Origin of the sequence: Pseudomonas sp. PA-5-4B (assembly GCF_021606215.1) — a bacterium.
Lineage (GTDB): Bacteria > Pseudomonadota > Gammaproteobacteria > Pseudomonadales > Pseudomonadaceae > Aquipseudomonas > Aquipseudomonas edaphica.
In genome coordinates, this window is sequence record NZ_WKDB01000001.1 from 352,967 (window position 1) to 378,048 (window position 25,082).

Consider the following 25,082-nt stretch of genomic DNA (forward strand, 5'->3'; position numbering starts at 1 on the left):
GCTTGCCCGCGATGCAGACGCCTCGGTCTTTAAGTCAGACCGAGGTGATGCTATTGCAGGCAAGCCAGCTCCCACATAAAGCCAGGCCGTGAGTTTTAGGCCTTGAGGGTTTTCACGCCTTCGGAAGTACCCAGCAGCAACACATCCGCCGGGCGCGCCGCGAACAGGCCATTGGTCACCACGCCAACGATCGCATTGATCTGCGTCTCCAGCTCCACCGGGTTGGTGATCTGCATGTTGAACACATCAATGATGATATTGCCGTTGTCGGTCAGCACGCCTTCGCGGTACACCGGGTCGCCGCCCAGTTTCACCAGCTCGCGGGCCACGTGGCTGCGGGCCATGGGGATAACTTCCACCGGCAGCGGGAAGGCGCCGAGCACCGGCACCAGCTTGCTGGCGTCGGCGATGCAGATAAAGGTCTTGGCCACGGCCGCAACGATCTTCTCGCGGGTCAGGGCTGCGCCGCCGCCTTTGATCAGGTTCAGGTGCTCGTCGCTTTCATCGGCGCCGTCGACGTAGAACTCCAGGTCGCTCACGGTGTTGAGCTCATACACTGGAATGCCATGGCCCTTGAGGCGCGCGGCGGTGGCTTCGGAGCTGGCTACGGCGCCGTCGAAGGCACCCTTGTGCTGGGCCAGTGCATCGATAAAGCAGTTGGCGGTGGAGCCGGTGCCGACACCGACGATGCTTTTGTCGTCGAGTTTAGGAAGGATTAAATCGACGGCGGCCTGGGCCACTGCCTGTTTGAGTTGATCCTGGGTCATGCGGGCTCCGGAACGGGCGGGGAATTATCGAGGGCGGCGAGTATAACCCAACAAAACCTCGGGATTCGTGTGGTCGCCCGGCTAAACGCTGGGTTAGACTCCTTGGCCCTGCCCAACCCGCCCAGTGATGCTTTCCGATGCTTGAACAGTACGTCAAAAAGATCCTCACCTCGCGCGTTTACGACGTTGCCGTAGAAACCCCCTTGCAGACCGCGCGCCAGCTCTCCGAGCGGCTGGGCAACAAGGTCTGGCTCAAGCGTGAAGACTTGCAGCCGGTGTTCTCGTTCAAGATTCGCGGTGCCTACAACAAGCTGACCCAACTGAGCGCCGAAGAACGCGCGCGCGGCGTGGTCACCGCTTCTGCGGGCAACCACGCCCAGGGCCTGGCCCTGGCGGCCAAGGTGCTGGGGGTGAAAGCCACCATCGTGATGCCCAAGACCACGCCGGAGATCAAGGTCGAAGGCGTGCGCTCGCGTGGCGGCAAAGTGGTGCTGCACGGTGATTCCTTTCCGGAAGCCCTGGCCTACTCGCTGAAACTGGTCGACGAAAAAGGCTACGTTTACATTCACCCTTACGATGATCCACACACCATTGCCGGGCAGGGCACCGTGGCGATGGAGATTCTGCGCCAGCACCCTGGGCCTTTGGACGCGATTTTTGTACCCGTGGGCGGCGGCGGGCTGATCGCCGGTATTGCGGCGTATGTGAAATACCTGCGCCCGGAAATCAAGATCATCGGCGTCGAGCCGGACGACTCCAACTGCCTGCAAGCCGCCATGGCCGCAGGCGAGCGCGTGGTGCTGCCAACGGTCGGCATCTTTGCTGATGGCGTGGCGGTGGCGCAGATCGGCCAGCACACCTTTGATATCTGCAAAGACTATGTAGACGAAGTGATCACCGTCAGCACCGACGAAATCTGCGCGGCCATCAAGGACATCTACGACGACACCCGCTCCATCACCGAGCCTGCGGGCGCGCTGGGCGTGGCGGGTATCAAGAAATACGTGGAGACCCGTGGCGTGACCGGGCAGACCCTGGTGGCCATCGACTCCGGCGCCAACGTCAACTTCGACCGCCTGCGCCATGTGGCCGAGCGCGCCGAGCTGGGTGAAGGCCGCGAAGCCATCATCGCCGTGACCATCCCCGAGCAACCGGGGAGCTTCAAGGCGTTCTGCGAGGCCGTGGGCAAGCGCCAGATCACCGAATTCAACTACCGCTATCACTCCGGCCGCGAGGCGCACATCTTCGTGGGTGTGCAGACTCACCCGGAAAACGACCCGCGCAGCGCGTTGATCACCAGCCTCACAAGCCAGGGTTTCCCGGTGCTGGACCTGACCGAAAACGAGCTGGCCAAGTTGCACATTCGCCATATGGTGGGTGGCCATGCAGCCAAAGTCAGCGACGAGCTGGTGTTTCGCTTCGAATTCCCCGAGCGTCCGGGCGCGCTGTTCAACTTTCTTAACAAATTAGGCGGGCGCTGGAACATCTCGATGTTCCACTATCGCAACCACGGCGCAGCCGACGGCCGTGTGGTCGCAGGCCTGCAAGTGCCGACAGACGAGCGCCACCTGGTGCCGGCCGCATTGGCAGAAATCGGCTACCCGTATTGGGATGAAAGCGAAAACCCGGCTTACCAGCTGTTCCTCGGTTGAGCGACTACGCTGACTGGGCGGCCTTTAAGGAATCAAGACCATGGAAACGCTGACCACCCTCAAGGTTATTCACATCACCGCCACCGTGTTGCTGTTGCTCAGCGGCCTCGGGCTGGCGGTACTGGCCTGGCGCAAACGCAGCGCCGGCCCGGCGGTTACCGTGCAGCGCCCGTGGGCGTTCGTGTGGTTGCTGATGGGGGTTTGCGTGGTCAGCATGCCGTTCACCGGCTGGTGGCTGGTGCATCTGCTTGGCTGGCCGCTGGGGCAAACCTGGATTTTGGGTTCCAGCATTCTCTACACCGTGGCCGCACTGGCGTGGTTCTGGCTGGTGGCGCGGCTTAATCGCCTGCGTAAGGGCGAGGGCGGTAGCCTGAATTTCACCCTGGTGCTGGCGGTGGTCAGCCTGGTGGGGTTTGTGGCGATTGCCGGGTTGATGGGTGCCAAGCCGGTTTAACCGTATGAATATTTTGCTTGTCGGCGCCACCGGCTTTGTCGGTGGCCACTTGCTGCGCGCCCTGCAGCAGGCTGGGCACAGTGTGATCGCGACGTGTCGCAAGCCTCGAAGTCAGGGCTGGCCAGGGGTGCAATGGCAGGCGCTGGATTTGGGCCGGTTGGCTGCCGACCCAGGTTGCTGGGTGTTTCCTGAGTCGGTCGATTTAGTCATCAATGCGGCGGGGTTGTTGAGCGTGGATGCGGCCGAGCTGAGCCGCGTCCAGGATCAGGGCGCCCGCGCGCTGTTTGATCTGGCCGCCCATCACGGTGTGCGAGTGTTGCAGATCTCTGCCCTCGGCGCCTCAGCGCAATCGGATGTGCCATTTCTTGCCAGCAAAGGCGCTGCTGACGACTATCTGCTGAGCCTTGGCGTACCCGCCGTGGTGCTGCGGCCTTCGCTGGTGGTGGGCGAGGGGGGCGCCAGCAGTGCCTGGTTGGCGGGGCTGTCGCCCTGGCCGCTGATTCCATTGCTGGACCTCAACGCTCAACTGCAGCCGGTGCATATCGACGACCTGGTCGGCGCGGTGCTGGCCGTGTTGCGCCAGTGGCCTGCCGAATCATTGGTACTGCCGTTGGTGGGGCCAGCACCGATGCGGCTCGCTCAAGTCATTGATCACCTGCGCGTCGCTCAAGGCTGGCGCGCAGGCCGATACCTGCAAGCGCCATTGCTGGGGTTGGGCGGCTGGCTGGGTGATCGCCTGGGCTGGCGCGCCTTGAACTCACAAAGCATTGCCCTGGCTCAGCGGGATAACGTCGCCGACCCCGAGGTGCTGGCGTCGGTCTGCGGCTACACCGCCGCGCCGTTAGCCTCACGCCTGCAAGGCTGGCCCACGGCGGCCCAAAGCAGCCAGCGCACCATTCGCCCGCTGATGCTGGCGGTATTGGTGCTGATCTGGCTGGGGACGGCGGCGGTTTGCGTTGGGCCGGGTTACGCCTGGGGCCTGCGCATCATGTCCGAGGCCGGTGTGCAGGGCACTTGGGCGACAGTGGCCGTGATCGCCGGGGCGGTGTGTGATGGCCTGTTGGGCCTGGGGTTGCTGGTTGCGCGCTGGCGCAGGTCGGCGCTGATCCTGCAATTACTGTTGATGGGCGGCTATACCGTGATTATCAGCATAGTCCTGCCCCATTACTGGTTTGATCCTTACGCGGCGGTCGCCAAAAATCTGGTACTCATGGTGGCGACCCTTTGGCTCCTCTGGACTGAACCTTCTCTGGACTGAACCTTTTTCGACCGAGCCCCGCCGATGAACGCTTACCTGCTGTTGAAAACCCTGCATATCCTGTCCTCGACCATCCTGTTTGGCCTGGGTGCGGGCTCGGCGTATTACGCCTTGCGCGCCTGGCGCAGCGGCAAGGTGGAAGTGATCGCGGTCACCTTCAAACACCTGGTGTTCGCGGATTGGGCATTTACCACGACCACGGCGGTTTTTCAGCCGTTGAGTGGCATCGGCTTGATGTACTTGGCGGGCTGGTCGATGCAGCAGAGCTGGTTGCAGTGGACGTTCGCGTTGTATGTGCTGGCGGGTGTCTGCTGGCTGCCGGTGGTGTGGCTGCAGATTCGTGTGCACAAGATGGCGGAGCAGGCGCTGCGCGATGGCACGGCGATGCCGATCAAGGCCGCGACCTATATGCGCTGGTGGTTTGGCCTGGGCTGGCCGGCGTTTCTGGCGTTTCTGGTGATTTTCTATTTGATGGTGGCCAAGCCGATGTAGGGCTTGGGACCGAGCCGGCTTCATCGCAGGCAAGCCAGCTCCCACATTTTGATCTGTGAATACATCTAAAGTGTGGGAGCTGGCTTGCCTGCGATGTCGTCATCAGCCGCGCAGGGTAATCACCGGCCAGCCACGCTTCTCGGCTTCGGCACGCAAATTCGGGTCCGGGTCCACCGCCACCGCATGCGCTACCTGCTCCAGCAACGGCAAATCATTCATCGAATCGCTATAGAAGTAGCTGTCTTCCAGGCTGTACCCGGTTTCTTCCAGCCAACGATTCAAGCGCGTCACTTTGCCTTCACGGAAGCACGGGATATCCGTGCTGCGCCCGGTATATCGGCCGTTTTCCATCTCGCATTCAGTGGCGATCAGGGTTTCAACCCCCAGCAGCTCGGCGATCGGCGCGGTCACGAAGCGGTTGGTGGCGGTGATGATCACCAGCTTGTCGCCAGCGGCGCGGTGTTTGTCCAGCAGTTCCAGGGCGAGCGGCAGCATCAGTGGGGCGATGCAGTCGCGCATGAAGTCGCGGTGCCATTCGTCCAACTGGGCCATCTCGGTGCGGCCAAGGATTTCCAGGCTGAAGTTCAGGTAGGCGGCGTTATCCAGCTTGCCGGCCAGGTAATCCTGGTAAAACTCGTCGTTACGGGCTTTGTAGGCCACCGGGTCAAGAATCCCACGCTCACAGAGGTAATCGCCCCACGCGTGATCGCTGTCACCGCCGAGAAGCGTGTTGTCCAAGTCGAATAAAGCCAGGCGCATTGCAGTTACTCGCTGAAAAGTCTGTAAAAAGGCGTCCAGAATACGGTCTTTTCACAAGAGTGCACATAAGGTAAGAAGCCTCGTTGCCGCTGGAACAACCTTTGTGGAACAATGCGGCGACATGCGTTTGCGAGGTTGTTGCCGTGATCGACCCCGATGGTTTCCGTCCTAATGTCGGGATTATTCTTACGAATGATGCCGGACAGGTGCTATGGGCTCGCCGAATCAACCAAGATGCCTGGCAGTTTCCTCAAGGCGGAATCAACCCCGACGAGACCCCTGAAGACGCCTTGTACCGTGAGTTGAATGAAGAAGTCGGCCTTGAGCGCGAAGATGTGCAAATTCTGGCCTGTACCCGTGGCTGGTTGCGCTATCGTTTGCCGCAACGCCTGGTGCGTACCCACAGCCAACCGCTGTGCATCGGCCAGAAGCAAAAATGGTTTCTTTTGCGCCTGATCTCCAACGAGCAGCGGGTGCGAATGGATTTGACCGGTAAACCGGAGTTCGATGGCTGGCGCTGGGTCAGCTATTGGTACCCGTTGGGCCAGGTGGTGACATTCAAGCGCGAGGTTTATCGTCGCGCTCTCAAAGAGCTTGCCCCGCGCCTTTTAGCGCGCGACTGACGACGGAGTTCGACCCCGAGCCATGCTCAATACGCTGCGCAAGATCGTCCAGGAAGTTAACTCCGCCAAGGATCTCAAGGCGGCGTTGGGGATTATTGTGTTGCGCGTCAAGGAAGCCATGGGCAGCCAGGTCTGCTCGGTTTACCTGCTGGACCCAGAGACCAACCGTTTTGTGCTGATGGCCACCGAGGGCTTGAACAAGCGCTCGATCGGCAAGGTCAGCATGGCGCCCAATGAAGGTCTGGTGGGCCTGGTGGGGACGCGTGAAGAACCCCTGAACCTTGAAAACGCGGCCGATCACCCGCGTTATCGCTACTTTGCCGAAACCGGCGAAGAGCGCTACGCCTCGTTCCTCGGCGCACCGATCATTCACCACCGCCGCGTTGTCGGCGTGTTGGTCATCCAGCAAAAAGAACGCCGCCAGTTCGATGAAGGCGAAGAAGCCTTCCTCGTGACCATGAGCGCGCAGCTCGCCGGGGTTATTGCCCACGCTGAGGCGACGGGTTCGATTCGTGGTTTGGGCCGTCAGGGCAAGGGCATCCAGGAAGCCAAGTTCGTCGGCGTGCCAGGTTCGCCGGGCGCTGCGGTTGGTACGGCCGTGGTCATGCTGCCGCCAGCCGACCTGGATGTGGTGCCGGACAAAACCGTCGATGACATCGACGCTGAAATCAAACTGTTCAAGACTGCCCTGGAAGGCGTGCGCGCCGACATGCGCAACCTGTCGACCAAGCTGGCCACGCAACTGCGCCCCGAAGAGCGCGCGCTGTTCGACGTGTACCAGATGATGCTCGACGACGCGTCCCTGGGTAACGAAGTCAAAACCGTGATCAAGACCGGCCAGTGGGCCCAGGGCGCGTTGCGCCAGGTGGTCACCGATCACGTCAACCGTTTCGAACTGATGGACGACGCCTACCTGCGTGAGCGCGCCTCGGATGTGCGCGACCTCGGCCGCCGTCTGCTGGCCTACTTGCAGGAAGACCGCACCACCAACCTGGTCTACCCCGACAACACCATCCTGATCAGTGAAGAACTGACCGCCACCATGCTCGGCGAAGTGCCAGAGGGCAAGTTGGTGGGTTTGGTGTCGGTACTGGGTTCGGGTAACTCCCACGTCGCGATCCTGGCTCGGGCCATGGGTATTCCGACGGTAATGGGCCTGGTGGACCTGCCGTATTCCAAGGTCGACGGCATCGACATGATCGTCGACGGCCATCGTGGTGAAGTCTTTACCAACCCCAGCGAGCTGCTGCGCAAGCAATACGCCGAGGTGGTGGAAGAAGAGAAACAACTGGCGCTGGGCCTCGATTCGCTGCGCGAGCTGCCGTGCGTCACCCTCGATGGCCACCGGGTGCCGCTGCTGGTCAACACCGGCTTGCTGGCCGATGTGGCCCGAGCGCAACAGCGTGGCGCTGAAGGCGTGGGGCTGTACCGCACCGAAGTGCCGTTCATGATCAACCAACGTTTCCCGAGTGAGAAGGAGCAGCTGGCGATTTATCGCGAGCAACTGTCCGCCTTCCACCCGTTGCCGGTGACGATGCGCAGCCTGGACATCGGCGGCGACAAGTCACTGTCGTATTTCCCGATCAAGGAAGACAACCCCTTCCTTGGCTGGCGCGGTATTCGTGTAACCCTCGACCATCCTGAAATTTTCCTGGTCCAGACCCGCGCCATGCTCAAGGCCAGCGAAGGCCTGAACAACCTGCGTATCCTGCTGCCGATGATCTCCGGCACGCACGAGCTGGAAGAAGCGCTGCACCTGATCCACCGCGCCTGGGGCGAAGTACGCGACGAAGGCGCCGACGTGCCGATGCCACCGATTGGCGTGATGATCGAAATTCCGGCGGCGGTGTACCAGGCCAAAGAACTGGCGCGGCAAGTGGACTTCCTCTCGGTCGGCTCCAACGACCTGACCCAGTACCTGCTGGCCGTGGACCGCAACAACCCACGGGTGGCCGACCTCTACGATTACCTGCACCCGGCAGTGCTGCAAGCCCTGCAGCATGTGGTGCGCGACGCCCATGCCGAAGGCAAGCCGGTGAGCATCTGCGGTGAAATGGCCGGCGACCCGGCGGCAGCGGTGCTGTTGATGGCAATGGGCTTTGATAGCCTGTCGATGAACGCCACCAACTTGCCGAAGGTGAAGTGGATGCTGCGTCAGGTTGAACTGAGCATGGCCAAGGACTTGCTGGCGGAGTTGATGACCATCGATAACCCGCAAGTTATCCACAGCTCGCTGCAACTGGCGCTGAAGAACCTGGGGCTGACGCGAATGATCAACCCGGCTTCTGCAAAAACCCTCTAGACCGCTATCGCAGGCAAGCCAGCTCCCACATTTGACTGTGTTCACAGTTCAACATGTGGGAGCTGGCTTGCCTGCGATGACGGCAGCCCAAGCGCCATCAAATGTTCAGTTCGACCTCTCCCAACCGTCCCCCCAACGGCCCAAAACTACGCTCCACCATCTGCCGCGACCCATCGGCATTCACAATCAGCGCCGTACTCGCCCGCGTCCCATAACTGGGGCTGGCGATAAACACGCTGGAGAGCAGGCTTTCGGTCGCCAAGCCCACGCCGGTGTCCGGCAAGTCGGCAAATGGTGCGGTCTGCGGGTCGCTCAAGATTTCCAGCAAGGCCTGCGGCTGTGGGTGCTCCAGCAATTCACCCAACGCCGCCCTGGCCTTGAGCAATTTGGGCCAGGGCGTATTCAGGCCGGCATTCGACAGGCCATAAACCCCAGCCTCCAACCGCGTCGGCTCGGTCTCATTGGCGTTGTAATGCCACAGCTCATCCCGCGTGCCTACCAGCAGGTTAAAACCGGAGTATTCAATCGAACGGCCGTTAACATCGGCCAAATATTCGTCAATTGGCAGCGATCCACTGAGAAATCGCGCCACCAACTCCCCTCGGGACTTACGTGCAGGCGGCTGGTGCGGGTCGCGAATATTGGTCAGGGCAGCAAACCGCCCCTCGGCGTTCACCCCAAGCCAGGTGCCACCGGCTTCCTGGTCGCGACCAGCGTAGACATGTGGCGCATCCGGCCACTGAGCCAGCGGCAGGCTGGGGCGGGCGTAGAACTCATCACGGTTGGCCGCGACGATCAGCGGCTGGGCGTGGCCCGGCCGCCAGGCGAAAACAATCAGGCACATAAGGCGTTCCCTTTGTGTTTTGTTCACTCTACCCATACAGCGGATGGCTATCCATCGTATCGAAGTTGGGCCGAGCGCCTTCCATCCGTTAACATGCCGGGCTATTGGGCGTGTCTGAACTTCTTAATTTGAAATTGCGGCTGTAACGCAGGCTTAATCCCACACCGGCATGGTCCGGTGCGCCATGACTAATGATTTAACGAGGAGTCGCAATGCTGCCTTACCCGCAGATCAACCCGGTGGCCGTGGCCATCGGTCCGCTGCAAATCCACTGGTACGGGTTGATGTACCTGATCGGCATCGGCGGTGCCTGGCTGCTGGCTTCCCGGCGCCTGAACCGTTTCGACCCGACCTGGACCAAGGAGAAGCTCTCCGACATGGTGTTCTGGATGTCGATGGGCGTGATCGTCGGCGGACGCCTGGGGTATGTGCTGTTCTACGATCTTCCGGCCTATATCGCCAACCCGACGCTGATTTTCGAAGTGTGGAAGGGCGGCATGGCGTTCCACGGTGGCTTTGTCGGCGTGATGATTGCCGCATGGTGGTTCGGCCGCCGCAACGGCAAGTCGTTCTTCCAACTGATGGACTTCGTCGCACCGTTCGTGCCGATTGGCCTGGGTGCCGGGCGTATCGGTAACTTCATCAACGCCGAGTTGTGGGGCAAGCCGAGCGACGTGCCGTGGGCGATGGTGTTCCCACCCTTCAGCGACCCGGCGCAACTGCCACGCCACCCGTCGCAGCTCTACCAGTTCGCTCTGGAAGGTGTGGCACTGTTCCTGATTCTTTATATCTTCTCGCGCAAGCCACGCCCAACCATGGCGGTTTCCGGCATGTTTGCGTTGTTCTACGGGATCTTCCGCTTCATCGTCGAGTTCGTCCGCGTGCCGGATGCACAGCTGGGCTACCTGGCGTGGGGCTGGTTGACCATGGGGCAGATTCTCAGCATGCCGATGATCCTGGCGGGCCTGGGCCTGCTGTGGTGGGCGTACAATCGCCCGCAAGGCATCAAGAACGCCGCGCTTTAAATTCGAATGCCGAGGCTTTTGCGAGCCTCGGCTTCTTTGATACGGGTAAAAACATGAAGCAATATCTCGAACTACTGAACGACGTCGTGACCAATGGATTGACCAAGGGCGATCGCACCGGCACCGGCACCAAAGCCGTGTTTGCCCGTCAGTATCGGCATAACTTGGCCGACGGCTTCCCGCTGCTGACCACCAAGAAGCTTCATTTCAAAAGCATCGCCAACGAATTGATCTGGATGTTGAGCGGCAATACCAACATCAAGTGGCTGAACGAAAACGGCGTGAAAATCTGGGACGAGTGGGCCACCGAAGACGGCGACCTCGGCCCGGTGTACGGCGAGCAGTGGACCGCCTGGCCAACCAAGGACGGTGGCACCATCAACCAGATCGACTACATGGTCGACACGTTGAAAAACAACCCCAACAGCCGTCGCATCCTGTTCCACGGCTGGAACGTCGAATACCTGCCGGACGAAACCAAGAGCCCGCAGGAAAACGCGCGCAACGGCAAGCAAGCCCTGCCGCCGTGCCACCTGCTGTACCAGGCGTTTGTGCATGACGGCCATCTGTCGATGCAGTTGTACATCCGCAGCTCCGACGTATTCCTCGGCCTGCCGTACAACACCGCCGCGCTGGCGTTGCTGACCCATATGCTGGCCCAGCAATGCGACCTGATCCCGCACGAGATCATCGTCACCACCGGCGACACCCATGCCTATAGCAACCATATGGAACAGATCCGTACGCAGCTGGCGCGCACGCCGAAGAAGCTGCCGGAACTGGTAATCAAGCGTAAGCCGGCGTCGATTTACGACTACAAGTTCGAAGATTTCGAGATTGTGGGCTACGACGCCGATCCGAGCATCAAGGCTGACGTCGCCATCTAAAGCCTGTCTCGGTTAAAAATGTGGCAACTGGCTTATGTGGGAGCTAGCTTGCCTGCGATAGCGAAGTGTCAGGCGATACAAATGCCTCTGATCCACCGCTATCGCAGGCAAGCCAGCTCCCACAGTTGTTCTGTATGCACCTTAATGCCCGTGGCTTCTGCCCACATGCGAAGGCTCAGCCTCGCTGGCCGCCACACTGCCGCTGACCTCCAGCCGCTGCAAAATCCCGCACTGGTCCAGATCCGGCCCACCGCCGCAGCGTTGGCGCAGGTCGAGCAATTGCGCCTGCAACGCCAACAGCCCATCGATCCGCGCTTTCACATGGTGGATATGCTCGTCGATCAACGCATTCACACTCTCGCACTGGTCCTGCGGGCTGTCGCGCAGCCCCAGCAGGCTGCGGATTTCTTCAAGCGTCATGTCCAGGCTGCGGCAGTTGCGGATAAAGATCAGCCGCTCGGTGTGCGCCTGGGTGTACACGCGATAATTGGCATCGGTGCGCGCCGGGGGCGGCAGCAGGCCTTCTTTTTCGTAATAACGGATGGTTTCCACCTGACAATCGGTCAGTTTGGCCAATTCACCGATCTTCATCGCAGCAATCTCCAAATGGGTGCTTGACCCTATAGTGGCTACAGGGTCTTTACTTGGCAACAGGCACCTTTACGGACGCGACAGAATGAGCGATTCCATCCACACCCCGAAAAAACATGATCACAAGCACGACCATGATCATGACCATAGCCACGAACATAGCCACGACCACGGCGCCACGCTGACCCCGGTCAAAAAGCATGATCATGGCAGCCATGGCGATTCCTGCTGTTCCAGCAAGGTAGCGCCTGCTGTGGTTACGCTCAGCGAAGCGCCGACGGCCGGCTCGCGCCTGAGCACTTTCCGCATCGAAGCCATGGACTGCCCCACCGAACAGACGCTGATCCAGAACAAACTGGGCAAGCTTGCCGGTGTGCAGCAGCTGGAATTCAACCTGATCAACCGCATCCTCGGCGTCACCCATGACCTGCCGAGCACTGCGCCGATCATCGCGGCGATCAAATCCATCGGCATGCAGGCCGACCCTATCGAAGAGGGCACACCTGCTGCCGCGCCGCCTGCCAAGAAGCATTGGTGGCCGTTGGCAGTTTCCGGCGTAGGCGCGTTGGGCGCCGAAGTGCTGCATTTCACCGGCGTGGCGCCGACCTGGGTGATTGCCCTGGTGGCGCTGGTATCGATCCTCAGCGGCGGCCTCACCACCTATAAAAAGGGCTGGATCGCCCTGAAAAATCTCAACCTGAACATCAACGCGCTGATGAGCATCGCGGTAACTGGTGCGATCCTGATCGGCCAGTGGCCGGAAGCGGCCATGGTGATGTTCCTGTTTACGGTGGCCGAGTTGATCGAAGCCAAGTCTCTGGACCGTGCGCGTAATGCCATCAGCGGCCTGATGCAAATGACGCCGGAACAGGCCACGGTGCAGCAGGCCGATGGTTCGTGGCTTGAACAGGAGGTAAAAAGTATTGAATTGGGCGCGATCGTGCGGGTAAAACCCGGCGAACGCATAGGCCTGGACGGTGAAGTTACTGCCGGCCAATCCACCATCGATCAGGCGCCGATCACCGGCGAAAGCCTGCCGATTGAAAAAACCGTAGGCGATAAGGTCTTCGCCGGCACCATCAACCAGGCCGGTTCCCTTGAGTACAAGGTCACCGCAGCGGCCAACAATTCGACCCTGGCGCGCATCATTCACGCGGTGGAACAGGCCCAGGGCGCACGGGCGCCGACCCAGCGCTTTGTCGACAGCTTCTCGAAGGTCTACACCCCGGCAGTCTTCCTGTTTGCCCTGGGCGTGGCGATTATCCCACCGTTGTTCATGGCCGGCGTGTGGTTCGACTGGATCTACCGCGCCCTCGTATTGCTGGTGGTCGCGTGCCCATGCGCCCTGGTGATTTCCACCCCGGTGACCATCGTCAGCGGCCTGGCGGCTGCGGCGCGCAAAGGCATCCTGATCAAGGGCGGCGTGTACCTGGAGGGTGGTTACAAGCTCGACTACCTGGCCCTCGACAAGACCGGCACCATCACCCACGGTAAACCGGTGCAAACCGATTACCTGGCGCTGTTCCCCAACGTCGAAGACAGCGCACCCGCCTTGGCGGCCAGCCTGGCCGGGCGCTCCGACCACCCGGTGTCGCTGGCCATCGCCAAGGCAGCTGTGGATAAAAACTTGCCAAGCCACGTTGTGGATAACTTCGAGGCCTTGCCAGGTCGCGGTGTACGTGGCGACATCAACGGCGAAACCTACCACTTGGGCAACCACCGTCTGGTGGAAGACCTGGGCCTGTGCTCGCCGGCGCTGGAAGAAAAGCTGTTCGCCCTGGAAAAACAAGGCAAGTCAGTGGTGCTGCTGCTCGACAAGTCCGGCCCGCTGGCGTTGTTCGCCGTGGCTGACACGGTAAAAGACAGCAGCCGCGAAGCCATCCAGCAACTGCACGCGCTGGGCATCAAGACCCTGATGCTCACCGGCGACAACACCCACACCGCCCAGGCGATTGCGGCGCAGGTTGGCATTGATCAGGCCCAGGGCGATCTGTTGCCCACCGACAAGCTGCAAGCCATTGAAACCCTCTACGGCCAAGGCCGCCGGGTAGGCATGGTCGGCGACGGCATCAACGACGCCCCGGCCCTGGCCCGCGCCGAAATCGGCTTTGCCATGGCCGCCGCCGGCACTGACACGGCAATCGAGACTGCCGACGTGGCGCTGATGGACGATGATCTGCGCAAGATTCCGGCATTCATTCGTCTGTCGCGGCAAACGTCGAGTATCCTCAAGCAGAACATCGCCCTGGCGTTGGTGATCAAGGCGATCTTCCTGGCAGTCACCTTCCTGGGCATGGCGACCATGTGGATGGCGGTGTTCGCGGACATGGGCGTGAGCCTGCTGGTGGTATTCAACGGTCTGCGCCTGTTGCGCAAATAGAGGATGAGAGGGCGGTGTGCTGAGTGCTGAGTTAAAGGCGTTTTTTATGGTCGCCCGCCTGGGCAGCATTACCCAGGCGGCGAAAAAACTCGGCTTGAGCCAGCCCACCGTCACCACCCAGATTCGCAACCTGGAAAGCCAATACGGCGTTGAACTGTTCTACCGCGGCGGGCGGCGCCTCACCGTCAGTGACGACGGCGCGCGCCTGCTGCCGATGGTCAAGGCGCTGTTGCAGCAAGAGGCCGATATCGAGTTTTTCCTGCGCAATACTGGCCAGGTCCAGGGCGCTTTGAGGATTGCCGCCACGGCGCCGTATTACATCCTCGATCTGGTCAAAGCCTTTCGCGAACGCCTGCCCCATGTGGACGTCTCGGTGGAAATCGGCAATTCCCAACAAGTGCTCGAAGCACTGGACGATTACCGCGTCGATGTCGCGGCCTCCTCGCAACTGCTCGAAGACCCACGCCTGATCCGCCGCGTGCTGGGCACCGACCCGCTGGTACTGGCGGTGCATCGCAATCATCCCCTGGCCAAGCTTGAACATGTGCCACTGAGTGCGCTGGCCGGGCATACGCTGCTGATGCGCGAAGCCGGCTCTACCACGCGGCGGCTGACTGAAGAGATGTTGCAGGGCGCCGGCGTGAGTTACGGGCCGTTACTGGAAATCGGCAGCCGTGAGTCGATTCGCGAGGCGGTGCTGCGCAACATCGGCATCAGCATCATTGCCCGCCAGGAAGTGCCCCATGACCCACAACTGCGGGTGCTGACCATCGAGAATGCACCGCAGATTCCCGAGTATTTGTACTGCCTCAAAGAGCGCAAAGGCGCGCGGTTGCCGGCGGCGTTTCTGGGGTTGGCGCAGGAAATGTCGCCGCTCTGATCGTTCCCACGCTCCGCGTGGGAATGCCGCCCTGGACGCTCCGCGTCTGCGCTTGAATGTCGTGACGCGGAGCGTCACAAGATGCATTCCCACGCAGAGCGTGGGAACGATCGCCTTACACCCAAATCCACCAATACCACTATCACTGCCTTTTGCCTTTCTGCCACAAGAGGGACGCATTGCCCGCCTAGCATGGCCTTCATCAGTTTGATGAGGTGCCTTGCATGAACACAGCCCTGACCCAACCCGGTGCGCCAATGAAGGTGCGCGGTATCCAGAAACGCTTCGGCGCATTCACCGCGCTGGACAACGTGTCCCTGGAGGTCGCGGCCGGCGAGCTGGTGTGCCTGCTAGGCCCGTCCGGCTGCGGCAAAACCACCTTGCTGCGCTGTATCGCCGGCCTGGAGCGCCAGGACAGCGGGGAGCTTTACCTGGGCAACCGCGATGTTTCCTTGCTGCCGCCGCAGGCGCGGGACTACGGCATTCTGTTCCAGTCTTACGCGCTGTTTCCCAACCTGACCGTCGAAGCGAACATCGGCTACGGCCTCACCGGCAGTGGTCGCGACGAAGTGCGCAAGCGCGTCGGGCAGATGCTCGAACTGGTTGGCCTGGTCGGCAGCGAAAAAAAGTACCCCGGCCAACTCTCCGGCGGCCAACAACAGCGCGTCGCCTTGGCTCGCGCCCTGGCACCGGCGCCGTCATTGCTGCTGCTGGATGAACCCATGTCGGCCCTCGACGCCCGCGTGCGTGAGCATCTGTGTACCGAGCTGCGCCAATTGCAACGGCGCCTGGGCATCACCACGCTGATGGTCACCCACAACCAGGACGAGGCCATGCTGATGGCCGACCGAATTGCCGTGATGAACAACGGCAAGGTCGAGCAGTACGCCACGCCCCAGGAAATCTACGACCGCCCGGCCACGCCGTTTGTGGCGGAATTTGTCGGCCAGGGCAACTGGCTGCCGTTCAGCCGCAGCAGCGACAGTCATGCCCAAGTCGGCGGCCTGCACATGCGCCTGGATGACAGCGCCAGCAAAGCCAAGTCCGGCCGCTTGTTCTGCCGCCCGGAAGCCATCAGCGTCAACCCGCTGGTGCATGAAGAAAACCTGTTCCCGGCCAAGGTCCGCGAGATCACTTTCCTCGGCAACCGCTGCCGCATGAGCTTTGAGCTGGAGCAATTGCCTGGCCACCCGCTGTTGGCCGAACTGGCCCCCGAAGCCATGCCGCGCCTGGGCGCGCAGGATATCTGGGTGGCTCTGCCGCCGCGCAGCCTGCAGGTGTTTGCCTGAGATGGCTGCTGATATGAGTCTGCCGATACCCGACCACGTGGCTCGTCAGGTTTCCCGCGCTGAGCTTGGCGACCGCCTCTTTGTGGTCGGCGGCAAGCTGCTTTGGTTACTCCTGCTGGGCATTGCGGTGTTGTTGCCGTTGCTGGCGATCTTCTGGCGCGGCTTCAGCAGCGAAGCCGGGCAGGGCGGCGGCCTGGTCGCGGCGCGAGAGCTGGTGACCAGCGCCAACTTCCATTGGTTGTTGGGCAATAGCCTGAAAGTTTCCCTCAGCGTGGCGGCCATCGTCGTACCGCTGGCCTACCTGTTTGCCTACGCACTGCAACGCACGCTGATTCCCGGCAAGCCGATCTGGCGCGGCCTGTCACTGCTGCCATTGATGGCCCCTTCGATGTTGCCGGGTATTGCGCTGGTCTATCTGTTCGGCAACCAGGGCATGTTGCGTGGTTTGCTCTCGGACAATATCTACGGCTTCTGGGGCATTGTGCTGGGTGAAGTGATCTACACCTTCCCACACGCCTTGATGATTCTGCTGTCGGCGCTGTCCCTGGCGGATGCGCGCCTGTTCGATGCCGCCTCCAGCATGGGCGCCAGCCCGGCCCGGGCGTTTCGCAGCATTACCTGGCCGGCCACGCGTCAGGCGGTATTCGCGGCGTTTTGCCTGGTGTTCACCCTGACCATCACCGACTTCGGCGTGCCCGTGGTGGTGGGTGGCGATTATCAGGTGTTGGCGCTGGAAGCCTACAAGGCGGTGGTCGGCCAGCAACAGTTCGGTCGCGGCGCCTTGATCGGCATGGTGTTGTTGCTGCCGGCGCTGTTCAGCTTTGCTGTGGACGCCTGGCTGCGCCGTCGTCATGGCGATGCCATGAGCGGCCGCGCCCAGGTGTTCCAGCCGGCGCCATCGCGCTTGAGGGATGGCTGCTACCTGGCGATTGTGTTGTTGATATGCGCCGTGTTGCTGCTGGTGTTCGGCATGGCGGTGTATTCCTCGCTGGTGAAGTTCTGGCCGTACAACCTCTCTCTATCGCTCAATCACTACCAGTTTGAAGACACGGCCGGCGGCGGCTGGCTGGCGTATCGCAACAGCCTGACCATGGCGCTGTGCACCGCGCTGATCGGCAGCGTACTGATCTTCACCGGCGCCTACCTGATGGAAAAGACCAAGGGCCAGAAAGGCCTGAACCTGGCGCTGCGCATGCTCAGCTTTGTGCCGATGGCTGTGCCGGGCTTGGTGCTGGGCCTGGGTTACGTGTTCTTCTTCAACCTCAACGGCAACCCGCTGCATGTGTTCTACGGCACCATGACATTGTTGGTGGTGTGCACCATTGCTCACTATTTGACCACTGCGCAAATGACCGCAACCACCGCGCTGCGCCAGTTGGATGCCGAGTTCGAAGCCGCTGCGCTGTCCCTCAAGGCGCCGCTGTACCGCCACTATCTGCGTGTCACCGTGCCGATCTGCCTGCCCGCGCTGCTGGATATCGTGCGCTACCTGTTTGTGTCGGCGATGACCACCGTGTCCGCCGCGATCTTCCTCTACAGCCCCGACACCATCCTCGCCGCCGTCGCCGTGTTGAACATGGACGACGCCGGCAATGTGGGCGGCGCTGCGGCCATGTCGACCCTGATCCTGTTCACGTCGGCCGGCGTCTCGCTGCTGCTGGCGTGGGCCTCACGTGGCGCTTTACGCCGCTCTCAAGCCTGGCGCCAAACCGCGCCCGGCCAATAAAAGTCCCTGAAGGAGGTGCTCCATGTTCAAGCCCTTGGCCCTGGCCGCTGCTCTACTCAGCGCATTCAGCCTGAATGCCTTTGCCGCCAAAACCGAGTTGACGGTGTACACGGCCCTCGAAGCCGAGCAGTTGAAGACCTACAAACAGGCCTTCGAAAAAGCCAACCCGGATATCGATATTAAATGGGTGCGAGACTCCACCGGCATCATCACTGCCAAACTGCTGGCCGAAAAAGCCCGCCCGCAGGCGGATGTGGTGTGGGGGCTGGCTGCCTCCAGCCTGGCGATTCTCGATCAGCAAGGCATGCTGGATAGCTACGCACCCAAGGACTTGGACAAGATCGGCAAAAACTACCGTGACGCCGCCAACCCACCGGCCTGGGTCGGCATGGACGTGTGGGCTGCGACCATCTGCTTCAACACTGTCGAAGCCGAGAAACAAGGCCTGACCAAGCCGGTGAGCTGGCAAGACCTGACCAAGCCTGAGTACAAGGGCAAGATCGTGATGCCGAACCCGGCGTCGTCCGGCACCGGTTTCCTGGATGTGAGCGCCTGGCTGCAGACCTTCGGCGAGAAGCAGGGCTGGCAGTACATGGACGACCTGCACCAGAACATCGGCCAGTACGTTCACTCCGGCTCCAAGCCGTGCAAGCTGGCGGCTTCCGGGGAATTCCCGATTGGTATTTCGTTTGAGTACCCGGCCGTGCAGCTCAAACGCCAAGGCGCGCCGCTGGACATTATCTTGCCCAAAGAAGGCTTGGGCTGGGACATCGAAGCGACTGCCGTGATCAAGGGCACTGCTCACGCCGATGCGGCCAAAAAACTTGCCGACTTCTCCGCCAGCCCCGCTGCGATGGAGCTGTACAAGGACAACTTCGCCGTCCTCGCCCAGCCGGGTATCGCCAAGCCGCAGACCGAATTGCCGGCTGATTACGAACAACGCTTGATCAAGAACGACTTCGCCTGGGCCTCGAAAAACCGCGACAGCATCCTGACCGAATGGCGCAAGCGTTATGACGGAAAGTCCGAGAAGCAGTAACTGATCATCGTTCCCACGCTCCGCGTGGGAATGCTGCCCTGGACGCTCCGCGTCCGCTCTTGGAAGTCGTGACGCAAAGCGTCACTGGATGCATTCCCACGCAGAGCGTGGGAACGAGAGGAACACATGAGTAGCGATCTGTTAATCATCGGCGCCGGCATCCTCGGCCTGTCCCACGCCTACGCCGCCGCCAAACGTGGCCTCAAGGTCAAGGTCTTCGAGCGCAGCGCCACACCGCTGGGCGCCTCCGTGCGCAACTTCGGCCAGGCACTGGTCACCGGCCAACCCCCCGGGCCGATGCTTGATCTGGCGCAGGAAAGCCGTGATATCTGGGCGCACTGGGCACAGGTGGCCGGTATCCAGCTCAAGCGCAACGGCTCCTACCTGTTCGCCCGCACCGAAGCCGAAGAACATCTGCTGGAAGCCTTCTGCGCTGGCCGGGCGCAAGAACACGACTACAACGTCGAGCTGTTGCAAGGCGCGGCGATGAAAGACCTGTACGGCGGCCAGTTTCGTCATCACCGTGCCGCGCTGCATGGCAAGGATGATCAGCAACTGTATTCGCGCGAAGCGATCCCGGCGCTGATCAATTATCTGGCCCAGGAATTGAAGGTGCAGTTCTATTTCTCCACGCTGGTGCGCGACGTTGAGCCTGGTCAAGTACACACTACAGCGGGCAGCTTTCGCGGTGAGCAGGTCATCGTATGCTCCGGTCATGACTACCAAACCTTGTTGGCGGAGTCGATTGCCGGGCTCAACCCGAGCATCTGTCGCCTGCAAATGCTGCGCGCCCGGCCTGCGCTCAACCTGAACCTGCAACACGCATTGCTCACGGGCCTTAGTTGCGTGCACTACGGCGCGTTTGCCGACCTGCCGGAAGCTGCGCCAGTGCAGGCGCAGATCCTGCGTGAAGCGCCCCACCTGCAAGAGCACGGCATTCACTTGCTGATCAGTCCGACACCGCAGGGCGAGCTGATCATCGGCGACTCCCATGACTACGGCAGCGACGCATCGCCGTTCAATGCCGAGCAAGTCGATGACTGGCTGATCGAACTGGCTGAGCAAACGTTAGGCTGCAAAATCCAGGTAGTGGAACGCTGGCAAGGTGTCTATGGCTCACGCGGCCCGGCACCGTTTTCATTCCTGCCTGCGGCGCCGGGCGTGAGCGCGGCGTTGATGCACTCCGGCGTAGGCATGAGCGTTGGCCCGGCGATGGCCGAGCGAAATATCACAGCATTGTGGGGAGACGCATCATGAATCCGGAACAGGCAATCGCCGAAGTCTTCGGCTTATACGAACAGCACGGCGCGGCCGATTACATCGGCGAGCCAGTGTCGCAGATCGAACATATGTCCCAGGCTGCGCAGCTCGCTATGGCCGAAGGCTTCGACGATGAGGTGGTGCTGGCGGCGTTTTTCCACGACATAGGGCATCTCTGCGGGCAGGGCGGTGAGAACATGGGCGGCTATGGCGTGGTCAGCCACGAACGCCTGGGTGCGGACTATTTGCGCCGCGCAGGCTTCAGCGAGCGCATGGCCAAACTGGTGGAGTACCACGTGCAAGCCAAACGCTACCTGACCTTCAGCCAGCCGGACTACTGCGCGCGCTTGAGTGAAGCCAGCCGCCGTACCCTGGGTTACCAGGGCGGTGTGATGACGGCCGAAGAGGCTCGGGCTTTTGAGCAAGATCCGCTTTGCGAGGTCAGCCTGCGCCTGCGTGATTGGGATGAGCAGGCCAAGCAAATGCACGTGCCTGTACTGGACTTGGAGGTATTAAAGTTCAAGGCTCGGCGGCTACTGACGTTGCCTTCATAAGAATGGCGTGATTCCGACCGATGACACGGACGCAGCGCATGGAGTCAATGTCCACGCACTCTGTAAGGTACGCCCTCTGATTAAGGGAGCGATTTAGATGCGTTATTTGAGAGTTGCCGTGAAGGATCAAAGTGCTAATGCTTTGGCGGATACCGTGGACCTTCTGTTTTTTCAACGCACGCCAAAGCTGCCGGATGAGCTGGTGCGCCAGGCCACAGCTGTCGACTTATCTGCGGATGGCCTGGTCGATTACCAGATCACCGGTGACATCGACGGCAATGGTGTCTCGGGGGAGAGGGACAGGGCGTTACTCAAGGATTTTGCCAATGCTGTATTGAAAGTGAATTGGCTCTGCCGTCCACCCATGCCCAACCGCTCGATCAACTTTTATGTGAGCCGTTTCACCGTCGCAGGCGACCCCGCCGAAGTTCGCTTGGATCTCTATCAGAACGAAAAACCCATGATTGAAAAACAGCGGCTGAAGTTCAGCGTCACCGCGTGCGATAGCCTCGGCATGGGCGTAATGCAACTGGATGACGAAGCGCTGCCTCTTGAGCTGTTCGACACCATGGATCTAAAGGCACTGCAATCAATGGCCAATCTGTATCTGAAGTTCAACTGGCGTTAAGGGGCGACACATGTCGAGCCTTCTTACAGCGGGCATCGACTGTGTGCGCTGGTGAGCGCACGAGGCATGAATTAGCTTTTCAGGAAACCTCCATGCGCTATTCACCCTTGCGATAACACCCCGCTGATATGGAACGCCGCCTATGACTTTGATAGTGACGGGGCGTTGGAGTGGAATATTCACTTCGATATTAACCGTGACGGCGTCACCAATGACGTCGACAAGGGCTTGGTGCAAGTGCTCGCCGATACGGTTTTGAAGTTCAATTGGTTTACTGACGACGAGGGATGTCCAGTATGAAACGAGAGTCTGTGATGCGTTACTTGAAAGCCACCGCTCAGGACAGAAGCGGTAATGGCAAACCCGACATGGCGGTGTTGCAGTTTTTTCAGCGGGCCGACAACGACCCTGACGAGCTGGTGCATGAAGCCGTGGCCGTGGATATTACGGCTGACGGTGCTGCCGATATCCTGCTACCCGGCGATATCAACGCTGATGGCTATAAATCAGCGGAAGACAAAGTGTTGCTCAAGGCGTTTGTCGATACCTTTTTGAAGCAAGGCTGGTTTAACCCCGGCGATACCTGGCGGCGTTACTTGACGATGCACGTCAGTCACTGGGCGAAAGATGGCGTGCCCAATGCGATCAAGCTGAATTTTTACCAGTGCTGTTCACTGCAGGGTAAACGCGCGCTGGTGTACAGCGCGGCTGGTTATGACGGCGATAGTGATGGGGTTCTGGAGTCATTTACCAACAGTGACTTGGATCGGGATGATGTTGCTGACCACCGCGACAAACTTGCGATTAAGGTCTTGTGCAACGCTTTCCTCGCATTCGACTGGCATACACAACCCATCAAGACGGCTTAACCTCAGCCTCATTGAGTTTGGTCGCCAAGACTTCGACCTGCTCTTGGCGCTCGGCTTGGCTCAGCTTGGCGTGAGGGTTGAGCGACGACCATTGCGGATGGGCGCGCGCCTTATACAGCGCATCCGGCAACTTGCCTTCACGCCAGGTTTTGTCCTGCGGCGAGTCGACCTTGATGCTGTGCATCGCCGCATGGCCACGCAGGTTCAGGGCCTTGAGCAATTGACGTTGGCGCAGGGCGAGCAGGCGCAGCACGCTGTCGTCGACGGTCAGCTCGCGCTGGCCCTTGAGCTTGCCCAGCAGGCGGCTGCCGTAACTGCGTGCGGTTTGCAGTGCGCCACCGGCAATGGCACCGGCGAGGGCGGCGGCGCCGAGGGTGAGACCGCCGACCAGCAGGTCCACACCCGCACCGGCTGCCGCGCCTGCGGCGATCCCGCCGCCGACCCGAACGCCGAGTTGTTTGAGGGTTTCGGGGTTGAACAGGTCATCGCCCCAGCGGCCATCCAGCAAGGGCAGGTCGCTGGCCGCGGCGTCCTGTGGGCGAAAACCGAATAGCTTGAGCAACGCCTCTACGCATTTCTGTTCGCGCTGGCGCACGGCTTTACGCAAATCAGCGATGGCTTGCTGCTCATCTTCGGTGACCACACTGCGCCGGCATGCGGCGCAGTCGATCAGCAGCTCGGCGATCAAGCGCGCAGCGCTTTGCTGACGGGCCTGGCGTTGGGCTTGCTGATCGAGGATCAGGCGTTCCAATTGCGGCCGTGAGTTTTCCAGCAGCAGTGCCAGGCTTTCATACAAGCGGCGTTCGCCGTCTTCCGGCGGCGCCACGCTGTCGAAACGCACCAGCGCATGCAGGCCGAGGCGGGCCAGGGCTTCGCGCCAGTCCGGCTCGCGGTGGTCGTTGCTGCTGACGAAGTTGAGCACCGGCAGCAATGGCTTGCCGCAACTGGCCAGCACTTGCAGCTCGTCGCGGTACTTGGCCAGCACTGGTTCGCGGGCGTCGATCACGTACAAACCGGCGTCCGAGGCCAGCAGTTGCCGCAGCACTTTGGCCTCCTGTTCAAAACGCTGGCGGGCTTCGCTGCCTTCCAGGAACCGCGCCAGGCGAGCCGGGCCATCGAGGCGTTCGCCGGGTCGGTCCAGGCGTTCCAGGTAATCAAGCAACGCGATGGCATCCTCCAGGCCGGGCGTGTCGTACAGCTCCAGCAAGGCTTCGCCATCGACCGACAAACGCGCGCCTTCCACATGACGGGTGGTGCTGGGGCGATGGGAGACTTCGCCAAAGCCCACATCACGGGTCAACGTGCGTAGCAGCGAGGTCTTTCCGACATTAGTGTGGCCGACCACGGCGAGCTTCAGCGGTTTAGTCATGACCGGTCTCCAGCCAGTTCAGCGGCGCACAGTCGGCGAACGGCAGCTCCAGCTGTTGCAGCGCGGCGTGCCAGTCGCCCAAGCGCTCGGCGTCCAGCGCCTGGCCGGGTGGCGCCTGCAACAGCCATACGCGGGTGGCGGTGGCGCTGCGGGCCAGCTCGGCGATCAACGCCAGGCTGCCACGATCCGGCGAGCGGCGCGGGTCACAGGCAATGGCCAGGCGTGCGGGCGGGAAGCGCGTGAGTTGTTCCAGCAGTTTGTTGCGCGATTCGCGGCTGTCGAGGATGCCAGCATTCTTGACGCTGCTTGGCAGCTTGGGCGGCCACGGGTGCTGATCGTCGAGTTCGATGGCCACCAGCAGAGCGCCGTCGCTTTCCAGGTCGCTGATGCCGCCAGTGACGTGGTGCAGTTGTTCGGGCGCGGCGTCGTTGACGCCCAGCCGTTCACTGCTTGGCATCAGGCGTTCGCGTAATTGGCTGTAGCCGGGCAGGTTGAGGTCCAGGCGCAACGCAGCACGCCCGCGTTTCCAGCGCCACAGGCACAGCAGGGCGAGGAGCAATCTGGGCAGCAGGCCGTACACCAGCAGTACGCCTACCAGCCACGCGGCCCAGGCCTGGCGGGCGCTTTCGATATTCAGGGCCGAGTCACCGCTGGCGCGGATCATCTCCACCGTCGGCACATTAAAACCCAGCAAGGCGGGCAAGCTGCCGAGGGCTTGGGTGACGGCAACAAAGGTATCGGCGCCGAGGATGGTGGTTTCCCACACAAAACCGTAGCGCCGCGTGGCCAGCAGTGTCAGCAGAATCACCAAGGCGCTGAGCAATGCCAACAACCACAGGCTGTTGACCAGCACACCCACGGCCCAACGGTTGAGTTTCTGGCGCTGCAACAACAGCAACAAGGCTGGCGCCAATTGCGCGGCTTTGGCATCCCGGGCAAGTTTTTCGCTGAGCCACAACCACAGCCGCCCGAGGCTGGCGCTGTGTTCACCGGCAAACAGCAAGCCCAAGGCCCAGCTGATTAACAGGATCAGGTTCAAGCCGAGCAGGCTGCCCAAGGCCCAGAACACGTTCACCGGCGTCAGGCCGTTGCCCAAGGCGGCAAAGGCCAGCCCGGCGCCACTGATAACCGCGACCACCGCCAGCAGCACCAACGCCAAACGAGCGCCTTGCAGCCAGCGGGTGAGGGCGGCGGTCAGCCCATCGCGCTCGGCCAGGTGCAGGGCACGGTGCTGGATGCGCGTCGCCAGGTCGCCACCGGCCGTGCGCGCCAGCCGGTTGGCTTCCAGGTCTTCCAAGGGGCCTGCGTGTTCTTCGCGCAGGCGCACGGTTTCGGTCAGCCAAAGTGTATGCAGCGGGTTCAGAGCAGTCACGCGCCGTCCTGTTGAGCAAGTGAGCTTGGAGCATAACCGCAGACTCGTGGCTCTGGTATTCT

23 protein-coding genes are annotated in these 25,082 nt (G+C 61.3%); 17 read left to right on the forward strand and 6 right to left on the reverse strand.

The annotated features are described in order from the left end of the window. Nucleotides 1-95: 95 nt before the first annotated feature. Nucleotides 96-767: a ribose-5-phosphate isomerase RpiA gene (gene rpiA / locus GIW28_RS01625; protein ID WP_005792336.1), complete on the reverse strand. Its 672-nt coding sequence runs from the start codon at nucleotides 765-767 to the stop codon at nucleotides 96-98. Nucleotides 768-904: 137 nt separating this feature from the next. Here rpiA and ilvA point away from each other — a divergent pair, with 137 nt between their 5' ends. From ilvA to GIW28_RS01645, 4 genes are read left to right on the forward strand one after another with little or no spacing between them, the layout of a single operon-like run. Next, the gene (gene ilvA, locus GIW28_RS01630) at nucleotides 905-2,419 is read left to right on the forward strand and encodes a threonine ammonia-lyase, biosynthetic (RefSeq protein WP_236446429.1); all 1,515 of its coding nucleotides are present in this window, start codon (nucleotides 905-907) and stop codon (nucleotides 2,417-2,419) included. A gap of 40 nt (nucleotides 2,420-2,459) precedes the next feature. Further along, nucleotides 2,460-2,873 (forward strand): DUF2269 family protein, encoded by a 414-nt coding sequence (locus GIW28_RS01635; RefSeq protein ID WP_017139504.1) that lies wholly within the window; start codon nucleotides 2,460-2,462, stop codon nucleotides 2,871-2,873. A 4-nt stretch (nucleotides 2,874-2,877) separates the two neighbouring features. After that, nucleotides 2,878-4,131, forward strand: a complete 1,254-nt coding sequence (locus GIW28_RS01640) for an SDR family oxidoreductase (RefSeq protein ID WP_236446418.1) — start codon at nucleotides 2,878-2,880, stop codon at nucleotides 4,129-4,131. 24 nt (nucleotides 4,132-4,155) lie between these two features. After that, nucleotides 4,156-4,623: a DUF2269 family protein gene (locus tag GIW28_RS01645; protein ID WP_056857660.1), complete on the forward strand. Its 468-nt coding sequence runs from the start codon at nucleotides 4,156-4,158 to the stop codon at nucleotides 4,621-4,623. Nucleotides 4,624-4,725: 102 nt separating this feature from the next. Here the strand turns inward: GIW28_RS01645 and GIW28_RS01650 are convergent, their stop codons facing one another. After that, the gene (locus GIW28_RS01650; protein ID WP_099550314.1) at nucleotides 4,726-5,382 is read right to left on the reverse strand and encodes an HAD family hydrolase; all 657 of its coding nucleotides are present in this window, start codon (nucleotides 5,380-5,382) and stop codon (nucleotides 4,726-4,728) included. A gap of 143 nt (nucleotides 5,383-5,525) precedes the next feature. On the opposite strand from GIW28_RS01650, the gene GIW28_RS01655 reads away from it, so the two are divergent. Both GIW28_RS01655 and ptsP read left to right on the forward strand, forming a co-directional pair. After that, complete coding sequence (locus GIW28_RS01655) at nucleotides 5,526-6,005, forward strand: RNA pyrophosphohydrolase (protein WP_003176750.1); 480 nt, start codon at nucleotides 5,526-5,528, stop codon at nucleotides 6,003-6,005. A gap of 22 nt (nucleotides 6,006-6,027) precedes the next feature. Further along, nucleotides 6,028-8,307 carry a phosphoenolpyruvate--protein phosphotransferase gene (gene ptsP / locus GIW28_RS01660; RefSeq protein WP_017139499.1) on the forward strand — a complete coding sequence of 760 codons (2,280 nt, stop codon included), beginning with the start codon at nucleotides 6,028-6,030 and terminating at the stop codon, nucleotides 8,305-8,307. A 97-nt stretch (nucleotides 8,308-8,404) separates the two neighbouring features. Here ptsP and GIW28_RS01665 read toward each other — a convergent pair whose 3' ends face one another. After that, complete coding sequence (locus GIW28_RS01665; protein ID WP_236446419.1) at nucleotides 8,405-9,151, reverse strand: NRDE family protein; 747 nt, start codon at nucleotides 9,149-9,151, stop codon at nucleotides 8,405-8,407. A gap of 212 nt (nucleotides 9,152-9,363) precedes the next feature. On the opposite strand from GIW28_RS01665, the gene lgt reads away from it, so the two are divergent. Both lgt and GIW28_RS01675 read left to right on the forward strand, forming a co-directional pair. Next, the gene (gene lgt, locus GIW28_RS01670; protein ID WP_017139497.1) at nucleotides 9,364-10,176 is read left to right on the forward strand and encodes a prolipoprotein diacylglyceryl transferase; all 813 of its coding nucleotides are present in this window, start codon (nucleotides 9,364-9,366) and stop codon (nucleotides 10,174-10,176) included. Nucleotides 10,177-10,229: 53 nt separating this feature from the next. Continuing rightward, nucleotides 10,230-11,063 (forward strand): thymidylate synthase, encoded by an 834-nt coding sequence (locus GIW28_RS01675; protein ID WP_017139496.1) that lies wholly within the window; start codon nucleotides 10,230-10,232, stop codon nucleotides 11,061-11,063. A 141-nt stretch (nucleotides 11,064-11,204) separates the two neighbouring features. On the opposite strand, the gene cadR is transcribed toward GIW28_RS01675, so the two are convergent. Continuing rightward, nucleotides 11,205-11,654, reverse strand: a complete 450-nt coding sequence (gene cadR / locus GIW28_RS01680) for a Cd(II)/Pb(II)-responsive transcriptional regulator (protein ID WP_017139495.1) — start codon at nucleotides 11,652-11,654, stop codon at nucleotides 11,205-11,207. A gap of 85 nt (nucleotides 11,655-11,739) precedes the next feature. On the opposite strand from cadR, the gene GIW28_RS01685 reads away from it, so the two are divergent. From GIW28_RS01685 to GIW28_RS01725, 9 genes are all read left to right on the forward strand, one after another. Further along, complete coding sequence (locus tag GIW28_RS01685) at nucleotides 11,740-14,034, forward strand: heavy metal translocating P-type ATPase (RefSeq protein ID WP_236446420.1); 2,295 nt, start codon at nucleotides 11,740-11,742, stop codon at nucleotides 14,032-14,034. Nucleotides 14,035-14,050: 16 nt separating this feature from the next. After that, nucleotides 14,051-14,914 (forward strand): LysR family transcriptional regulator, encoded by an 864-nt coding sequence (locus tag GIW28_RS01690; RefSeq protein ID WP_017139493.1) that lies wholly within the window; start codon nucleotides 14,051-14,053, stop codon nucleotides 14,912-14,914. A 224-nt stretch (nucleotides 14,915-15,138) separates the two neighbouring features. Continuing rightward, nucleotides 15,139-16,203 carry a putative 2-aminoethylphosphonate ABC transporter ATP-binding protein gene (locus GIW28_RS01695; protein WP_017139492.1) on the forward strand — a complete coding sequence of 355 codons (1,065 nt, stop codon included), beginning with the start codon at nucleotides 15,139-15,141 and terminating at the stop codon, nucleotides 16,201-16,203. Between the two features lies 1 nt (nucleotide 16,204). Further along, nucleotides 16,205-17,929 carry a putative 2-aminoethylphosphonate ABC transporter permease subunit gene (locus GIW28_RS01700; protein WP_236446421.1) on the forward strand — a complete coding sequence of 575 codons (1,725 nt, stop codon included), beginning with the start codon at nucleotides 16,205-16,207 and terminating at the stop codon, nucleotides 17,927-17,929. Nucleotides 17,930-17,951: 22 nt separating this feature from the next. Then, the gene (locus GIW28_RS01705; protein WP_017139490.1) at nucleotides 17,952-18,968 is read left to right on the forward strand and encodes a putative 2-aminoethylphosphonate ABC transporter substrate-binding protein; all 1,017 of its coding nucleotides are present in this window, start codon (nucleotides 17,952-17,954) and stop codon (nucleotides 18,966-18,968) included. Between the two features lie 126 nt (nucleotides 18,969-19,094). Further along, the gene (locus tag GIW28_RS01710) at nucleotides 19,095-20,225 is read left to right on the forward strand and encodes a TIGR03364 family FAD-dependent oxidoreductase (RefSeq protein WP_017139489.1); all 1,131 of its coding nucleotides are present in this window, start codon (nucleotides 19,095-19,097) and stop codon (nucleotides 20,223-20,225) included. Next, nucleotides 20,222-20,782, forward strand: coding sequence for a phosphonate degradation HD-domain oxygenase (locus tag GIW28_RS01715; protein ID WP_017139488.1), 561 nt, complete (start codon nucleotides 20,222-20,224; stop codon nucleotides 20,780-20,782). Before GIW28_RS01710 ends, GIW28_RS01715 begins: the two co-directional genes overlap by 4 nt. A 97-nt stretch (nucleotides 20,783-20,879) precedes the next feature. Further along, nucleotides 20,880-21,410 (forward strand): hypothetical protein, encoded by a 531-nt coding sequence (locus tag GIW28_RS01720; RefSeq protein ID WP_017139487.1) that lies wholly within the window; start codon nucleotides 20,880-20,882, stop codon nucleotides 21,408-21,410. A 314-nt stretch (nucleotides 21,411-21,724) separates the two neighbouring features. Next, complete coding sequence (locus GIW28_RS01725) at nucleotides 21,725-22,279, forward strand: hypothetical protein (protein ID WP_099550319.1); 555 nt, start codon at nucleotides 21,725-21,727, stop codon at nucleotides 22,277-22,279. Here GIW28_RS01725 and GIW28_RS01730 read toward each other — a convergent pair. Both GIW28_RS01730 and GIW28_RS01735 read right to left on the reverse strand, forming a co-directional pair. Next, the gene (locus GIW28_RS01730; protein ID WP_170036792.1) at nucleotides 22,266-23,648 is read right to left on the reverse strand and encodes a DUF3482 domain-containing protein; all 1,383 of its coding nucleotides are present in this window, start codon (nucleotides 23,646-23,648) and stop codon (nucleotides 22,266-22,268) included. The genes GIW28_RS01725 and GIW28_RS01730 overlap by 14 nt on opposite strands. Next, a complete protein-coding gene (locus GIW28_RS01735) occupies nucleotides 23,641-25,020 on the reverse strand; it encodes a DUF2868 domain-containing protein (RefSeq protein WP_236446422.1) in 1,380 nt (459 codons plus the stop codon). The genes GIW28_RS01730 and GIW28_RS01735 overlap by 8 nt, the downstream gene beginning before the upstream one ends. Nucleotides 25,021-25,082 lie beyond the last annotated feature (62 nt).

Bases quoted from the DNA above. Each gene is read 5' to 3' on its own strand.
- GIW28_RS01675 (WP_017139496.1), top strand. From the start codon at position 10,230: ATGAAGCAATATCTCGAACTACTGAACGACGTCGTGACCAATGGATTG.
- GIW28_RS01695 (WP_017139492.1), top strand. From the start codon at position 15,139: ATGAACACAGCCCTGACCCAACCCGGTGCGCCAATGAAGGTGCGCGGT.
- ilvA (WP_236446429.1), top strand. From the start codon at position 905: ATGCTTGAACAGTACGTCAAAAAGATCCTCACCTCGCGCGTTTACGAC.
- GIW28_RS01705 (WP_017139490.1), top strand. From the start codon at position 17,952: ATGTTCAAGCCCTTGGCCCTGGCCGCTGCTCTACTCAGCGCATTCAGC.
- rpiA (WP_005792336.1), bottom strand. From the start codon at position 767: ATGACCCAGGATCAACTCAAACAGGCAGTGGCCCAGGCCGCCGTCGAT.
- GIW28_RS01665 (WP_236446419.1), bottom strand. From the start codon at position 9,151: ATGTGCCTGATTGTTTTCGCCTGGCGGCCGGGCCACGCCCAGCCGCTG.
- GIW28_RS01730 (WP_170036792.1), bottom strand. From the start codon at position 23,648: ATGACTAAACCGCTGAAGCTCGCCGTGGTCGGCCACACTAATGTCGGA.
- GIW28_RS01700 (WP_236446421.1), top strand. From the start codon at position 16,205: ATGGCTGCTGATATGAGTCTGCCGATACCCGACCACGTGGCTCGTCAG.
- lgt (WP_017139497.1), top strand. From the start codon at position 9,364: ATGCTGCCTTACCCGCAGATCAACCCGGTGGCCGTGGCCATCGGTCCG.
- GIW28_RS01635 (WP_017139504.1), top strand. From the start codon at position 2,460: ATGGAAACGCTGACCACCCTCAAGGTTATTCACATCACCGCCACCGTG.
- GIW28_RS01640 (WP_236446418.1), top strand. From the start codon at position 2,878: ATGAATATTTTGCTTGTCGGCGCCACCGGCTTTGTCGGTGGCCACTTG.
- GIW28_RS01645 (WP_056857660.1), top strand. From the start codon at position 4,156: ATGAACGCTTACCTGCTGTTGAAAACCCTGCATATCCTGTCCTCGACC.
- GIW28_RS01650 (WP_099550314.1), bottom strand. From the start codon at position 5,382: ATGCGCCTGGCTTTATTCGACTTGGACAACACGCTTCTCGGCGGTGAC.
- GIW28_RS01725 (WP_099550319.1), top strand. From the start codon at position 21,725: ATGCGTTACTTGAAAGCCACCGCTCAGGACAGAAGCGGTAATGGCAAA.
- GIW28_RS01720 (WP_017139487.1), top strand. From the start codon at position 20,880: ATGCGTTATTTGAGAGTTGCCGTGAAGGATCAAAGTGCTAATGCTTTG.
- GIW28_RS01715 (WP_017139488.1), top strand. From the start codon at position 20,222: ATGAATCCGGAACAGGCAATCGCCGAAGTCTTCGGCTTATACGAACAG.
- GIW28_RS01685 (WP_236446420.1), top strand. From the start codon at position 11,740: ATGAGCGATTCCATCCACACCCCGAAAAAACATGATCACAAGCACGAC.
- ptsP (WP_017139499.1), top strand. From the start codon at position 6,028: ATGCTCAATACGCTGCGCAAGATCGTCCAGGAAGTTAACTCCGCCAAG.
- cadR (WP_017139495.1), bottom strand. From the start codon at position 11,654: ATGAAGATCGGTGAATTGGCCAAACTGACCGATTGTCAGGTGGAAACC.
- GIW28_RS01710 (WP_017139489.1), top strand. From the start codon at position 19,095: ATGAGTAGCGATCTGTTAATCATCGGCGCCGGCATCCTCGGCCTGTCC.